General features: G+C 62.2%; 16 protein-coding genes and 1 pseudogene. 12 read left to right on the forward strand and 5 right to left on the reverse strand.

From position 1 onward, the window contains the following. The first annotated feature begins 197 nt into the window (after window positions 1-197). The 3 genes from AYR47_RS22160 to AYR47_RS33160 all read left to right on the forward strand — a co-directional run bounded on the left by AYR47_RS22160 (window position 198) and on the right by AYR47_RS33160 (window position 1126). The gene (locus tag AYR47_RS22160) at window positions 198-743 is read left to right on the forward strand and encodes a hypothetical protein (protein ID WP_033902169.1); all 546 of its coding nucleotides are present in this window, start codon (window positions 198-200) and stop codon (window positions 741-743) included. Between the two features lie 69 nt (window positions 744-812). After that, the gene (locus AYR47_RS32720; protein ID WP_016975683.1) at window positions 813-980 is read left to right on the forward strand and encodes a hypothetical protein; all 168 of its coding nucleotides are present in this window, start codon (window positions 813-815) and stop codon (window positions 978-980) included. An 11-nt stretch (window positions 981-991) separates the two neighbouring features. After that, window positions 992-1126: a hypothetical protein gene (locus tag AYR47_RS33160; protein WP_256348987.1), complete on the forward strand. Its 135-nt coding sequence runs from the start codon at window positions 992-994 to the stop codon at window positions 1124-1126. Window positions 1127-1129: 3 nt separating this feature from the next. On the opposite strand, the gene AYR47_RS22165 is transcribed toward AYR47_RS33160, so the two are convergent. Further along, window positions 1130-2050 carry a LysR family transcriptional regulator gene (locus tag AYR47_RS22165; RefSeq protein ID WP_033902170.1) on the reverse strand — a complete coding sequence of 307 codons (921 nt, stop codon included), beginning with the start codon at window positions 2048-2050 and terminating at the stop codon, window positions 1130-1132. A gap of 113 nt (window positions 2051-2163) precedes the next feature. On the opposite strand from AYR47_RS22165, the gene AYR47_RS22170 reads away from it, so the two are divergent. The 7 genes from AYR47_RS22170 to AYR47_RS22200 all read left to right on the forward strand — a co-directional run bounded on the left by AYR47_RS22170 (window position 2164) and on the right by AYR47_RS22200 (window position 9395). Continuing rightward, entirely contained in the window at window positions 2164-3147 is a 984-nt protein-coding gene (locus AYR47_RS22170; RefSeq protein WP_061436881.1) for an aldo/keto reductase, read from the forward strand. Window positions 3148-3207: 60 nt separating this feature from the next. Next, window positions 3208-3957: a CDP-diacylglycerol diphosphatase gene (locus AYR47_RS22175; protein WP_033902172.1), complete on the forward strand. Its 750-nt coding sequence runs from the start codon at window positions 3208-3210 to the stop codon at window positions 3955-3957. Window positions 3958-4115: 158 nt separating this feature from the next. Then, window positions 4116-6110: an aminotransferase class I/II-fold pyridoxal phosphate-dependent enzyme gene (locus AYR47_RS33195; protein ID WP_061436883.1), complete on the forward strand. Its 1995-nt coding sequence runs from the start codon at window positions 4116-4118 to the stop codon at window positions 6108-6110. Between the two features lie 25 nt (window positions 6111-6135). Beyond that, window positions 6136-6990, forward strand: coding sequence for a transporter substrate-binding domain-containing protein (locus AYR47_RS22185; protein ID WP_025999693.1), 855 nt, complete (start codon window positions 6136-6138; stop codon window positions 6988-6990). Beyond that, complete coding sequence (locus AYR47_RS22190) at window positions 6990-7694, forward strand: ABC transporter permease (protein WP_033902177.1); 705 nt, start codon at window positions 6990-6992, stop codon at window positions 7692-7694. Before AYR47_RS22185 ends, AYR47_RS22190 begins: the two co-directional genes overlap by 1 nt. 7 nt (window positions 7695-7701) lie before the next feature. After that, the gene (locus tag AYR47_RS22195) at window positions 7702-8400 is read left to right on the forward strand and encodes an ABC transporter permease (protein WP_061436885.1); all 699 of its coding nucleotides are present in this window, start codon (window positions 7702-7704) and stop codon (window positions 8398-8400) included. Continuing rightward, a complete protein-coding gene (locus tag AYR47_RS22200; protein ID WP_061436886.1) occupies window positions 8397-9395 on the forward strand; it encodes a DMT family transporter in 999 nt (332 codons plus the stop codon). Before AYR47_RS22195 ends, AYR47_RS22200 begins: the two co-directional genes overlap by 4 nt. Here AYR47_RS22200 and AYR47_RS33045 read toward each other — a convergent pair. Further along, window positions 9351-9890 (reverse strand): annotated as a pseudogene (locus AYR47_RS33045) (TetR/AcrR family transcriptional regulator); the annotation flags it as partial. The gene AYR47_RS22200 and the pseudogene AYR47_RS33045 overlap by 45 nt on opposite strands. A 90-nt stretch (window positions 9891-9980) precedes the next feature. Between AYR47_RS33045 and AYR47_RS22210 the strand changes: the two are divergent. Next, window positions 9981-10979 (forward strand): succinylglutamate desuccinylase/aspartoacylase domain-containing protein, encoded by a 999-nt coding sequence (locus AYR47_RS22210; RefSeq protein WP_061436888.1) that lies wholly within the window; start codon window positions 9981-9983, stop codon window positions 10977-10979. Here AYR47_RS22210 and AYR47_RS22215 read toward each other — a convergent pair. Continuing rightward, entirely contained in the window at window positions 10941-11798 is an 858-nt protein-coding gene (locus tag AYR47_RS22215) for an AraC family transcriptional regulator (RefSeq protein ID WP_033902180.1), read from the reverse strand. The genes AYR47_RS22210 and AYR47_RS22215 overlap by 39 nt on opposite strands. Window positions 11799-11940: 142 nt before the next feature. Here AYR47_RS22215 and AYR47_RS22220 point away from each other — a divergent pair, with 142 nt between their 5' ends. Beyond that, complete coding sequence (locus AYR47_RS22220; protein WP_061436889.1) at window positions 11941-12741, forward strand: alpha/beta fold hydrolase; 801 nt, start codon at window positions 11941-11943, stop codon at window positions 12739-12741. Window positions 12742-12773: 32 nt separating this feature from the next. On the opposite strand, the gene AYR47_RS22225 is transcribed toward AYR47_RS22220, so the two are convergent. Further along, complete coding sequence (locus tag AYR47_RS22225; protein WP_061436890.1) at window positions 12774-13562, reverse strand: aldolase; 789 nt, start codon at window positions 13560-13562, stop codon at window positions 12774-12776. A gap of 3 nt (window positions 13563-13565) precedes the next feature. Beyond that, window positions 13566-14270 (reverse strand): haloacid dehalogenase type II, encoded by a 705-nt coding sequence (locus tag AYR47_RS22230; RefSeq protein WP_061436891.1) that lies wholly within the window; start codon window positions 14268-14270, stop codon window positions 13566-13568. Window positions 14271-14344: the final 74 nt, after the last annotated feature.

A 14344-nucleotide genomic window follows, 5' to 3' on the forward strand; every position in this document is an offset into this window, starting at 1 on the left:
GCTTTTGTAGTGAGCGGGCTTGCCTCGCGCTGGGCTGCGCAGCGGCCCCACCAAAAGCGGGAGCGCTACGCACTCCAGCGCGGGGCAAGCCCGCTCACTACAGTGCACCCCATGCTCCGACTTGGTGCACGAACAAACTTGAACTTCATCCGCCCGCGATTCTTCTAACAGCACACGAACCTGCATGGAGCACCGACGTGCCCAGAATCATTTCACCAGAGACACCGGAATCGAGCCTGCCCGATCACAGCGAACACAACGCCAAGATCTTCGGTTCGCCCAAGGACCGCCTGGACTTCTACCGGCGTGAAATCCAATACGAAACCACCATTCTCGCCAACCGTACGGACGCCTATCTCACCGCGCAGTCCTTCCTGGTGATCGCCTTCGTCTCCGGCATGGGCAACCTCAACCCCGAGTGGGGCAAGCTGTTCACCGTGGTGGTGCCGATTTTCCTCGCGGCGCTGGGCATCCTCAGTTCCCTCAACGCCTGGCCAGGGATACGCGCGGCGTATGACATCATCGACCACTGGCACTTCAAGCAAAGCGAGTTGTTGCGCAGCGAGCCGGTAATGGGCATGGCGTACGACGAGTCACCGCTGTTTTCCGAAATGGAGTCGTCCCACAAGGGCTATCGCAAGTCGCTGCTGTTCTCCATGCGCGCGCCGTGGCTGTTCATGGTGTTCTGGGTATTGCTCGCCGCTTATGCGTTTTACATTCAGGTCGACAACCCAGGGTCGTAAGCCGATGGAACTTCACCGCCCTGGGCATGACCTTAACTCTACCCAGGCGATATTTTCCGAGAGGTAACCATGAGCACAGACAAACAACCCGCCACCGGTGCGGATGCGCCCAAAGACCCGGTTCCGGCCAAAGACCCCAAGGCCAAGGAAAACGACTACAGTCCAGACTTCAAGCCCAAGCCCAAGCCTGAGCCCAAGCCTGAAACCGATGCCGATATCGACACCCAAGGCGGTTAGAGGAGACGGTCATGTCCAAAGAACTCGACGATGAACTCAACGACCCAGGTAACGAAGACCCGGGTTCACTGATGGACGATGCAGAAGTGCCGCTCAACGATCTGGATGACGCGGCGGATGTGGGCAATACCGAAAACCAGGACTGAGCGTCACTCGATCATCTGTGAGCCAATGGTTTTCATCCGGATCATATCCATCAACTGCCGCAACCCCGGCTGTGACTGGCGCCGGCTGGGGTAATACATGCACAGCGGCTCGCCCATGCAGGCCCAGTCAGGCATCACCTCCACCAGGCGCCCCTCTTTCAGCTCCTGCTCCACACGATTGGACAGGCAGTAGGCAATCCCCACCCCTTGCAGCGCGGCATTGACGATAGTCTCGGTATCGGCCGCGCTGAAGTGGCCGGGCACGTCGATGCGTTGTTGCCGTGTGCCGTTGCCCAATTCCCACTTGTAGGTGGTCTTGTCGCCCAGGTACATGCGGATGCAGGCATGCTCCAGCAAGTCCTTGGGGGCCTGGGGCGTGCCCCGTCGGGCGAGATAGGTGGGGGAGGCGACCATGATCCAGCGCAGCTCAGCCGTCAGCGGTACAGCGACCATGTCCTGGGGCACGGTGGCACCGTAGCGGATACCCGCGTCGTAACCTTCAGCGATGATGTCGATCATCTGGTCCTGCACGATCAGGTCCAGGCGCAGTTGCGGGTAAGCCGCGCAAAAGTCCCCAAGAATCGGCGCCAGCAGCAAGACCGCCGCGTCCCGTGGCACATTCAGGCGCAGGCGGCCGATCGGTGCCTCGCGGTACAACTCCAGGGTGTCGAGGCCGTCCTTGATGGTGGCAAACCCCTGGAGGAGTTTTTCCGCCAACAGGGAGCCCGCATCGGTGGGTTCCACGGCGCGGCTGGTGCGATAGAGCAGCTTGACGCCCAGGCGGGTTTCCAGGTTGCGCATGGTGTGGCTCAACGCCGAGGTGGTCACCCCCAGTTCATGGGCGGCGTGGCGGAAGCTGCGGCGGCGGATGATCGCCATGAACACGTTGAGATCAGCCAATTCGGAGCGGTTGAAAGCAGCCATTTCAAGTCTCTTGAGCGGGAATTCGGCTGTATGCGGCGTTGAGCCCGATTCAACCGTAGATGATTTAGAGTAATTGTTTTTCTAAGCATTATTGCGCGCCATGGGATTTTTTTATGCACGTTGAGACCATCAGAATTGCCGGCATCGACCAAACGGTCTCGCGGATTGCCCTCGGCACCTGGTCCATGGGCGGGCACCTGTGGGGTGGGGCGGATAATGAACAAGCCATCCGCACGCTGCGCCATGCCCTGGCCATCGGTATCAACTTGATCGACACCGCGCCCGTGTACGGTTTTGGCCTGTCCGAAGAGCTGATCGGCAAAGCCCTGCGCGGCGTGCGCCACAGCGCGGTGATCGCGACCAAGGCCGGGCTGCAATGGGACACCGGCACACCCCGGCGCAACGCCACGGCCCAGCGCATCCGCAAGGAAGTCGAAGATTCCCTGGTGCGCCTGCAAACCGACTACATCGACCTGTACCAGATCCACTGGCCCGACCCGCTGGTGGCCCAGGAAGAAACCGCTGATGAACTGGAACGCCTGCGCCGTGAAGGCAAGATCCTCGCGGTCGGCGTGAGCAACTATTCTTCCGCGCAAATGGACGATTTCAGCCAGTACACCGCACTGGCCACGGTGCAGCCGCCCTATAACCTGTTCGAACGGGCCATCGACAGCGACATCCTGCCCTACGCCAAGCAGCATTCGCTGGTGGTGTTGGCCTACGGCCCGCTGTGCCGAGGTTTACTGAGCGGCAGCATGCACTCGGCCACCCGCTTTGTTGGCGATGACGTACGCAAGCTCGACCCCAAGTTCAAGGCGCCGCGTTTCGAACAATACCTGGCCGCCGTGGCCGCGCTGGATATGTATGCCCGCGAGTGCCACGGCAAATCGGTGCTGGCCCTGGCCCTGCGCTGGGTGCTTGATCAAGGCCCGACCATCGCCCTGTGGGGCGCCCGGCGACCTGAGCAGTTGAAAGGCTACGAAGAAGCCTTCGGCTGGCACCTGACGCCCGAAGACCTGACGCATATCGACCGTATTCTGGCCAGCACGATAAAAGATCCGATCGGCCCGGAATTTTTGGCCCCGCCCAAGCGTTAACCCTGCGACAGGGATGTCGCCAGCAACACACACAACATCCCTGTACGTCGAGGTTTTTGCATGAAGCGCGGTTCCGTAGTCACGATCGCTGGTGGTTTGCTCTGTGGGTTGGTGCTCGTGGGGGCCTGGAAGTGGCGGGGAAACCCGGATGCCTTGTGGCAGACCGTCAGCCAGCAATGTGTGCCCCACCAGCAACAGCAGCTCAAGCCCGACCCCTGCCTGGCGGTGGACCTGGCCCGCGGCTACGTCCTGTACAAAGACCGCAACGGCCCGCTGCACAACCTGCTGATGCCGGCAGACAAGGTCACCGGTATTGAAGACCCGGCCCTTGGCCGCGAGCTGCTGCCGCATTACTTCACCCAGGCCTGGCAACATCGGCGGGTGTTGTCCGAGGGCTTGAAAAAACCCATTGCCGATCAGTTCGTCTCGGTGGCGATCAACTCTCGCTACGGCCGCTCCCAGAACCAGTTGCACGTGCATATCGCCTGCCTGCGCCCGGACGTCTATAGCACGCTCAACCAGCAAGTGCTGGATGAGCAATGGCGCACGCTACCGGTGCAGTTGATGGGGCACACCTACAGCGCCCGGCTGCTGTCGGCGGCCGATGCCGAGCTGCGCGACCCACTGGCAGTGTTGCGTGATTATGTGGACGCCCAGGGCGACTCGATGAGCCAGTACAGCCTGCTGATGGCAGCGCGTGCCGATGGCAATTTCGTGCTGCTGAGCACCCATGTCACGTTGAGCGAGCTGAACCTCGGCTCGGCCGGCGAATTGCAGGACTATCGCTGTGACCTGATGAGCCAGCTGTAAACCGACAAAAATCACCACAACGACCTCTTTGGAGCATAAACGACACCGCCGCAAACTTACCCATTGAACGACTGTTCAGTTTGAACTATGTTGACCGCATCCACCCGTTTGTCACGTAACGGGTTCGCGCTGTTTCTTCTTGAACGAGAGGCTCTGGCATGCGGTTTTCCCCCTTCGTCGAACGAATTGCAGGGCAGGGCGTAGCCGCCTGGGACATCCACCACGCCGCATTCCAGGCGGCCAGCCAGGGCGATGACATCATCATCCTCAGCGTTGGCGATCCGGATTTCGCCACGCCCTCCTTCATTACCGACGCCGCCGTGAGCGCCTTGCGCGAAGGTGACACCCACTACACCGAAATTCCCGGTCGCCCGGCATTGCGCGATGCCATTGCGGCACGCTACAGCCAGACCCTGGGCCGTCCGTTGAACGCCGACAACGTGATCACGGTGGCCGGTGCACAGAACGCGTTATTCGTGACCTCCCTGTGTCTGTTGCAAGCGGGTGATGAAGTGCTGGTGCTCGACCCGATGTACGTCACCTACGAGGCCACGCTCAAGGCAAGCGGTGCGACGCTGGTGCGTGTGCCCTGTTCGCCGGAATCCGGCTTTCGCCTCGATGCCCAGTTGCTCGGCGCAGCCATCACACCGCGTACGCGGGCAATTTTCTTCTCCAACCCGAACAACCCGACCGGCGTGGTGCTCAACCCGCACGAACTGCAAGCCATTGCCGACCTGGCCATCGCCCACGACCTGTGGGTGGTGGTGGATGAGGTCTATGAAAGCCTGGTGTTCGACGGTGAGTACCACAGCCTTGCAGCACTGCCGGGCATGGCCGAGCGCTGTGTGGTGATTGGCAGTCTGTCCAAGTCCCATGCCATGACCGGCTGGCGCATTGGCTGGATCATCGCCATGCCGCAGATGGTCGCCCACGCGGAAACCCTGGTGCTGAGCATGCTCTACGGGCTGCCGGGCTTTGTGATGGAAGCCGCCACCGCCGCCGTGCTGGCCCATGACGAGGTGACCCAGGGCATGCGCGAGATCTATCGGCGCCGACGCGACCTGGTGGTGAGGGAGCTGAGTGCGTGCCCAGGCATCCAGGTGCAGGCACCGCAAGCCGGGATGTTTGTGCTGGTGGATGTGCGCGGCACCGGCCTGGGTTCCCTCGACTTTGCCTGGCGCCTGTTTCGGGAAGCCGGGGTTTCGGTGCTCGACGCCGCCGCCTTTGGCGAGCCGGCCCAGGGCTTCGTGCGCTTGTCGTTCACCCTGGGTGAAGAGCGCCTGAGCGAAGCCTGCCAACGCATCGTGCAATTTGTCGCCAAGCTGGCCGGTGAGCCGCGTGTTGCGGCGGCGCCCAGGATCGAAGGGGTGCCGCCGGCCGCAGTCAAAAAGATGATCGAGGTCATCGACCTGCACAAACGCTTCGGCAATATCGAAGTACTCAAGGGCATTTCCCTCACGGCCCACGAAGGCGACGTGATCTCGCTGATCGGCGCCAGCGGCTCGGGTAAAAGCACCTTGCTGCGCTGCATCAACATGCTCGAAGTGCCGGACCAGGGCAGCATCCATGTGGATGGCGAAAGCATCAAGCTCAACTACGGTCGGCCCGGCGCGCCCCTGGTCGCAGATGCCAAACAGCTGGTACGCATTCGCTCGACCCTGGGCATGGTGTTCCAGAACTTCAACCTGTGGCCACACCGCACGGTCCTGGAAAACCTTATCGAAGCCCCCACCCAGGTCCTGCGCGAAAGCCGTGCCGAGGCCATCGAACGCGCCGAAGCCTTGCTCGACCGCGTCGGCCTGGCCGCCAAGCGCAACGAATACCCGGCGTTCCTCTCCGGCGGCCAACAGCAACGGGTGGCGATTGCCCGTGCGCTGGCCATGCGTCCCAAAGTCATGCTGTTCGACGAACCCACCTCGGCCCTCGACCCGGAGCTGGTGGGCGAAGTGCTGCGGGTGATCCGCTCCCTGGCCGAGGAAGGCCGCACCATGATCCTGGTCACCCATGAAATGGCGTTCGCCCGGGATGTGTCGTCGAAAGTGGCGTTTCTGCACCAAGGCATGATCGAAGAAACCGGCTCGCCGGATGCGGTGTTTATCGACCCACGCAGTGAACGTTGCCGACAGTTCGTCAACGCGCATCAAACTCGCTAACTCCATAAAAAGACGGGGCAAAATCATGAAATCCAAGCGTATGGCAACGTGGTTGAGCAGTGCTGTGTTGATGTTGGCTGCAGGCTTCACCCAGGCGGCGGAAAAGCCCATCGTGTTTGCGGTCGCCGCGGAACCCTATCCGCCCTTCACCGTTAAAGGCGGCAACGGCCAGTGGTCCGGCTTTGAAGTGGACTTGATCCACAAACTCTGCGAAGGCATGAAAGCCGAGTGCCAGATCAAGGAAGTGGCGTGGGACGGCATTATTCCCTCGTTGCTGGCGAAGAAGATCGACGTGATTTTTTCGTCGATGTCGGTGACCGATGAGCGTGAAAAACAGATCGCTTTCAGCCGCGCCTACTACGATTCCCTGTTGGGTGTTGCCGGCCCTAAAGGCAGCGAAGTCGAGATCTCCCCGGCGGGCCTCAAGGGCAAGTTGATCGGCGTGCAGATCTCCACGGTCAGCGCCAACTACCTGAAGAAGTATTACGAAAACATCGCGGACCTGAAGTACTACGACACCCAGGAATCGGCCAACGCCGACCTGATCGCCGGGCGTATCGACTACATGATGGCCGATGACACCGCCATCGCCATGATGGTCAAGACGCCTGAAGCCAGCGGCCTGGCGCATATTGCCAGCGTGCCCTATGACCCGATCATCGGCCGAGGTGTCGGCGCCGGCCTGCGCAAGGAAGACACGGCGCTCAAGGCGCGGCTGGATAAGGCCATCGGCGAATTGCTGGTGAGCAAGGACTACGACGACCTGTCGCAGCACTATTTCGGGCTGTCGGTCAGCCCGTGCAAGCGCGGTGACACCCCGGCGTTTGTCAGCAAGACCTGTGACAGCCCCTATCAACAAGTCGCCCAGAAGACCGAATAATGCTCGACCTCTTAAGCTTCGGCGAACAAGGGTGGGGCAATGCGTTGCTCAAAGGGTTATGGATGACCCTGCAAATCTCCGCCGGCTCGTTTGCGGTGGGTGTGTTGATCGGCCTGGTGGTGGCCTGCGCCAAGCTCAGTGCGCCACGCCCGATTGCGCTGCTGATGCGCGGCTACACCACGGTGTTTCGTGCGGTGCCGGAACTGCTGCTGATCCTGCTGCTGTATTACGCCGGCTCCATGGGCCTCAACGCGCTGATGCTGGGGATGGGCTTCGAGCAGATGAACATCAGCGGCCCGCTGGTGGCGATCCTGGTGTTGGGCCTGGTGCAGGGCGCCTACGCGTCGGAGATCTTCCGCGCGGCGATCCTGGCGATTCCCCACGGCCAGATCGAAGCGGCGCGGGCGTTTGGCTTGAGCGGGTTTGGCCTGTTCCGCCGGGTGACCTTGCCGATCATGGCGCCGTTCGCCCTGGCCGGCATGTCCAACCTGTGGATTAACCTGATCAAGGACAGTGCCTTGATCAGCGTGGTCGGCACCAACGAATTGCTGTACACCGCCAAGCAGGCCGCAGGCTCGACCCGCCAGTACCTGCTGTTCTACCTCACGGCCGCCGCCTTGTATTACCTGGTGACGCTGGCTTCCAACTACCTGTCCGGGCGCCTGGAGCGACGAATCCGTCGCTGGATGCCGGTTGTCGAGTGAACGGGCCATGCCTGAATGGATAAGTTATTACGCCGGCCTGATCGCCAAGGGCTTGCAGACCACCTTGTCGCTGCTGGTGATCTCGGCGGTGTTGGGTTTTGCCCTGGCGGTGCTGGTGGCGTTGGCGCGCTTGTCGCGGCGCAAATGGCTGGCCCGTGGCGCGCTGGCCTACACCAGTGTGTTGCGCGGCACGCCGCTGCTGATCCAGATCTACATTTTCTACTACGGACTGGGCAGCCTGTTTGCCCAGTTCCCGATGATTCGCGGCAGCTTTCTGTGGCCGTACCTGCGTGACGGTTACTGGTACATCGTGTTTGCCCTGGTGTTGTCGGTGGGTGCCTACGTCGGCGAAGTGATCCGCGGTGGCCTGCTGGCGGTGCCCAAGGGCGAAATGGAAGCCGCCTTGGCATTCGGCATGACGCCGCGCCAGGCCTTATTGCGCGTGCGTTTGCCACGGGCGATGCGCCTGTTGTTGCCGACCTTGGCCGGGGAGACCGTGATGTTGCTCAAATCCACCGCGCTGGCCTCGACCATTGCCGTGGTCGACCTGTTGGGCGCGGCCAACGTGGTCCGCGCGCAGACCTTGCAGATCTATCAGCCGCTGCTGCTGGTGGCGGCGGTCTACCTGTGCCTGACCTTTCTCATCGAAGGCGTCTACGCCATCGCCGAACGGCGCGGTACGCCGCTGCGCAGGTCGGCCGGATGAAACAGGACCGCTCGTTGCAAGGGATTGCCCTGTGTTCGCTGGCGTATTTGTTCCTGGCGTTGCAGGACGCGGTGGTCAAGTGGCTGGTGGCCGATTACTCGGTGTTCACCATCCTGTTCTGGCGCAGCCTGGTGGTGGTGGTCACATGTTTGATCGCCGGGCGCATGGGCCTGGTGCGCAGTGCCTGGACGTCGGTGAGCCGGCGCTTGCTGATCATTCGCGGCTTGTTGTCGTTGCTCGCATGGTTGCTGTACTACACGGCGGCCAAGGACCTGAGCCTGGCGGAAATGACCACGCTGTATTTCTCTGCGCCGATCATGGTCACGCTGCTGGCCGCACTGATTCTCAAGGAGCGCGCCAGCCGTGGTCAATGGATCGCGTTGATCATCGGCTTTGTCGGGGTGGTGATCGCCTGCCGTCCTACGCATATGCTCGACCCGTGGCCCATCGCTCTGACGTTGGGCGCGGCGTTGTGCTGGGCGTTTACCTATATCCAGTTGCGCCAGGTCGACCCGAGCAGCTCGGTGCTGGAGCAAATGCTGATCACCAACGTGGTGTTTGTGCTGTGCATGGGCGTGACCTTGCCCTGGACTCACACACCGGCGCCCGCGCCGGCCTGGCTGGGCATGTTGGCGGCGGGCTTGGTCGGCGGTATCGGGCAATTCCTGCTGTTTGCCAGCTTTCGCCGCGCCACGGCAACATTACTCGCGCCATTCGAATACACCGGGCTGATCTGGGCGTTCCTCCTGTCGAGCCTGGTGTGGGGCACATTGATGGATGGCTCGCTGATCATCGGCGCGGTGTTGATCGCCATCAGCGGCACCCTGGCCATGCTCAGCGCACGGCATCCGGTGTCACAGGACGTGGTCGGCGCCGAATGCACCCTGACGCAACCCCTGTACCCAGCAGCGGCAGATGTGCAGCCCGTTGGCGGGGCTGAAGGTGCCGGGGTTGAGGCACCCCTCGAGCCAGAGTCCGTCGAGCATCGCCGATAAGCCGATGGCGGCCAGGTGGCTGTCGTGGATCAGCAGGTTTTCACTGCGGGCCAGATCGTCCAGCAGCTGTTGGATCAATGCCAGGTAGGCGTGGTAGCTGTTTTCGTGGGACTGGTTCACGTGGGGCGAATGGCGGATCAGGCTCCAGAACACCACCCACACGCCCAGCAGGTCGGGGTCCATGACCCGGGGCGAGAACGAGGCGCTGAGGAATGCATCCAGGCGCGCGGCAGGGCCTTCGGCCTGTTCCACGTGCGCCCAGAGGGCACTGGTCAGTTCGTTGGCCAGCTTGTGGTAGGTCTCGGCAATCAGCGCATCGATGCTGCCGAAATGGTGGTTGAGCAACCCCACCGACACCCCGGCCTCGGAAGCGATACGGCGCACGGAAATCCCCGCATGCCCATCGCGCGCCAGGCAGGTGAGGGTGGCAGCAATCAGCAGGTCCCGGCGTTCGTCGGGATCGGCACGGCGCAGTTTGGGCAGCTCGGGGGTCATGGGCAGGCCTTGGATGGAACAGCACAGCGCTCAGGTTAGTTGAACATGTGTTCAATCTCTACCGATTAATTGATCAGAGGAGGGCAAGGCATGGCGAAAGACCTTTCGTGGCAGGTGACGGGCGATTCCGGCAATGTGCTGCACATCGGCGCCTGGCGCTTCGACGGCGACGGCCGCGGACCGAAGGTGCACCTGCAGGCCGGTGTGCACGCCGACGAAATCGCCGGGATGCTGGTGCTGCATCAACTCCTGCCGCGCTTGCAGGCGTGCGCCGAGCAGGGCCGGCTCAAAGGCACGGTCACGGTGGTGCCCCAAGCCAATCCCTTTGGTATCGGCCAGTTTCGCCAGGGCCGCTTGCTCGGGCGCTTTCACGAAGCAACCGGGCAGAACTTCAACCGTGCTTTCGATTGTTCGCTGGCCATGGCGCGCCCGGCGAGCAACCTGGCGCAATGGCAGAAACGCCTGGTGCAACTGGCGGCCGATGCCGACTTGATTCTGGACCTGCACACCGACGACGAGGCGTTGCCCTACCTCTACATCCACCGCAGCTTCTGGCCCGAACAAGGCCTGGCACTGGCGGCGGCGTTGCAGGTGGACCTGGTGATTGTCTGGGATGAAGGCGGTGATGGCTCCTTTGAAGAAACCCTGATCAACCACGCTTCGCCGCAACTGGCGGCAACCATTGAACTGCGCGGGCAGGCGGACGTCAGCGATGCCCTGGCGCAACAGGACGCGGATGGGCTGTGGGCCTGGCTGTGCATCAACGGTGTGATCGATGAGGTGGCCGACATTGGCGAATGGCAAGGCGACGTGGTCGATATGGGCTGCATGGAAACTGTTCTGGCGCCCTGCGCTGGCGTACTGGTGTTCGAAAAGGGCCTGGGCGACGACCTGGAAGAAGGCCAGCGTTTCGCACGCATTATCGGCCGCCCCGGTGACCCGACCTCCGAAGTGACCCTGCACGCCGCCCAGGCCGGACGCATGGTCACCGGCCACCGTGAGCGCCTGGTGGCACAGGGCTCGGTAGTCGCCAAGTTCACCGGCACACGCTTATCCGACAGCTACAGCGGCGGCGTGCTGGACCCGTAGCGGCGTCTGCAACTGCAGCCACTCGCGCGGGCTGGTGCCGATCTTGCGCCGGAACGCACGGGCCAGCGCCGAGGGGCTCTCGTAACCGACCTCATCGGCGATCAGGGCGATGGGGCGACCTTCACGCAGGCGTTTCTGCGCCAGGCTCACGCGCCAGCTCAGCACATAGTCGGCTGGCGTCTGGCCGACCACTTTATGGAAGTGCGCGGCGAAACTGGCCCGGGACATGTTCGACTCAACCGCCATTTCCTGCACGGTCCACGGGCGTTCGGGGTTGTTGTGCAACAGGGTCATGGCCCGCGCCAGGCGCAGGTCAGCCAGGCCCGACATCATGCCGGTGGTCATGCTGTGATAGGCCATCATGTGGCGCAGGAACTGAATCACCATCAGCTCGAACAGCCGGTTCATCACCGCCTCGCGTCCGCAGTGTTCGGCGAAGGCTTCATCGAACAGCCAGTCCAGCGTGCCGGCGATCATCGGGATCTGCTTGAGCGGCATCACGATGGTGTCGGTCAGCGCCACGGACAACGGGTTATCGATCCCCCCATCAAAACGCAGCGAAGCCGCTACCACCTGGGCGCCATCGGCTTTGGCCGCCACAAGCCGATGGGGCAGGGGACGCGGCACCAGCACCAAACTGGGTTCGGGAATGCGCAGGGTGCCGTCGGGCATTTCCAGGCTGGCCTGGCCGTCCTTGAGCAGGTAGACCCGGCCGCGCTGCTGCAGATCGCGGGTATCGAGGGCTCCGTGCAGCGGCCCACTGTGAAAGGTATCGGCACCGATGCCGAAGTGCACCAGCAGTGTGGACAAACGATCCATGACTCACCTGATTTCAATTAACGATCTGTTTAGACGATCTGCGCCATATCGTCGACTATTAGCCTCCATTTGTAAAACACGCTTCGGCATCATGGCCTCACGTTCAACGCCTTGAGCGCCCCCCCCAACGGAGCAAACGTTCATGAAAACCTTCAAGTTCTCTCGCGTCGCCGCCGCCCTGATCACCGGCGCCCTCGCCCTCGGTGTCGCCACTGCCAGTGTTGCCGCCCCACAGAAAGCCACCGTCGTGCTGGTGCACGGCGCGTTCGCCGACGCCTCCAGCTGGAACGGCGTGATCGCTGGGCTCAAGGCTGAAGGCTACCCGGTGGTCGCCGTGGCCAACCCGCTGCGCAGCGTCAAGACCGACTCGGACTACGTGGCCGATATCGTCGAACACACCCAAGGCCCGGTGATTCTGGTCGGCCATTCCTACGGTGGCTCGGTGATCTCCAACGCCGTGCATGGCAGCAGCAAGGTCAAGGCGCTGGTCTACGTCGCCGCCTTCGCCCCGGAAAAAGGCGAGACCGCGTTTGAGCTGTCCGGCCGTTACCCTGGCGGCACCCTCGGCCCGACCCTGGACAAACCCGTGATTTCCAAGGACGGCGTGACCGACCTGTACATCCAGCAAGACAAGTTCAACAGCCAGTTCGCCGCCGACGTGGCGCCCAAGGAAGCCCAGTTGATGGCAGCCGGGCAACGCCCGATCACCGAAGCTGCGCTGAAGGAACCCTCGGGTGACCCGGCCTGGAAAACCGTGCCGTCCTACTTCATATACGGTTCAGCGGACAAAAATATTCCCGAGGCCGCGCTTAAATTCATGGCTGACCGTGCGGGCTCCAAGGAAACCGTGGACGTGAAGGGCGCTTCCCACGTGGTAATGGTGTCGAACCCGGCTCGGGTGGTGGCGATCATCAATGATGCGGCCAAGGCCAACGCGCAGTAACCAAAAGAGTGGGGGCCCAGGCCCCCATTTTGTTATTGATCGAACAGTGAACCGCGCTGCTTCAACCGCCGCATCGCACTGTCCAGATGCGCCCGCGCGCTCGCCGGGTCGCCTTCACGCATCTGCTCATAGGCCAATTGCGCCACTGCCGGGTCAATCGGCTTGAGCGGCTGCCCGCTGGCCATGGCTTTCAACTGCACCTCGGCCGCCCGCTCCAGGTAGTACAGATCATCCCAGGCTTCGGCGATGTTCGGCGCAGCCACCATCACTCCATGATTCTTCAGGAACAGAATGTCGGCATCGCCCAACGCTGCAGCGATACGCTGACCTTCACCGTTATCCAACGCCAGGCCGTTGTAATCCTCATCCACCGCCGTGCGCCCATAGAACTTCAACGCCGTCTGCCCCAGCCACAACAAGGGCGGGCCTTGCAGCAGGCACAGTGCCGTCGCATTCGGCATATGGGTATGGAACGCCGCCTTGATGCGCGGCTGCTGTTGATGCAACTGGGCGTGGATGTAGAACGCCGTGGCTTCCGGCGTGCCGTCGCCGTCGATCACGTTGCCGTGGAAATCACACACCACCAGACGGGACGCAGTGATTTCCTCAAAGGCGTAGCCGAACGGATTGACGAAAAACACATCGTCATGCCCCGGCACCGTCGCTGAAAAGTGATTGCAGATGCCTTCTTCCATGCCATGCAGCGCCGCCAATTGCAGGCAAGCCGCGAGTTCTACGCGGGCGTCGATGGCGGCCAGGCTATCGAGATTCAAGCGCCCGGCGCGCGGGCCAAGGGAGGAGGGCGTGAAGGTATGGGCCATGGTTCACCACCCCAAGGACTTGAACAGTTCGGGAACGCCGTCGAGGGTTGGCAGGATCGCATCGGGTGTGTAGTCGGCCAGCAATTGGCGGCCGGTGCCACGATCGATCCATACGCAGCGAAAACCGATATCGCGCGCGGCGGCGTGATCCAGGTGCGGGCTGGCGCAGATGTGCACCACCTCATCCAGGCTCACGCCCAGTTGTTCATGGGCATAGTCGAACAGGCGGCGGTTGGGCTTGTAGGCACCGGCTTGCTGGGCGGTGATCACCCGGTCGATGTAGCCACCCAGTTGCGCCACATTGCCGGCGATCACGTCATCGTCGGTGTTGGAAACGATGCACAGTTTGTAGCCCAGGGCCTTCAACTGTTTGAGCGTATCCACCACTTCGGGAAACGGTGGCATTGCGCTGATGCTATCCGTTAGCGTCGCACCATCGTGGTCATTGGCAGGCAAGCCCAGCTCCTTGAGCGCGAGTTGCAGGCTCAGCCCGGCCAGGGTGCGAAAGCTGCGGTGCGGTGGGGTTTGCTCCAGGGCGTGTTCGTGGTGGTCGTAGACGCTGAGCAGCGTTTCGCGGTCGACCTGATGTTCGCCTTTCTCATCCAGGATCCGGTCGATGGCGACACGCAGGCCTTCATCCCATTGGATCAGGGTGCCGTAGCAATCAAAGGTCAGCCACAACGGGCGAGGGGAGTGTTCGAGTGGCATGGAGCACCTGTAAAAAGAGTGGGTGGTCGATGCAGCATAGGAAACCTCGCTCTTAGTAGGAAATTAAATTAACC

It is taken from the genome of Pseudomonas azotoformans, assembly GCF_001579805.1.
Lineage (GTDB): Bacteria > Pseudomonadota > Gammaproteobacteria > Pseudomonadales > Pseudomonadaceae > Aquipseudomonas > Aquipseudomonas azotoformans_A.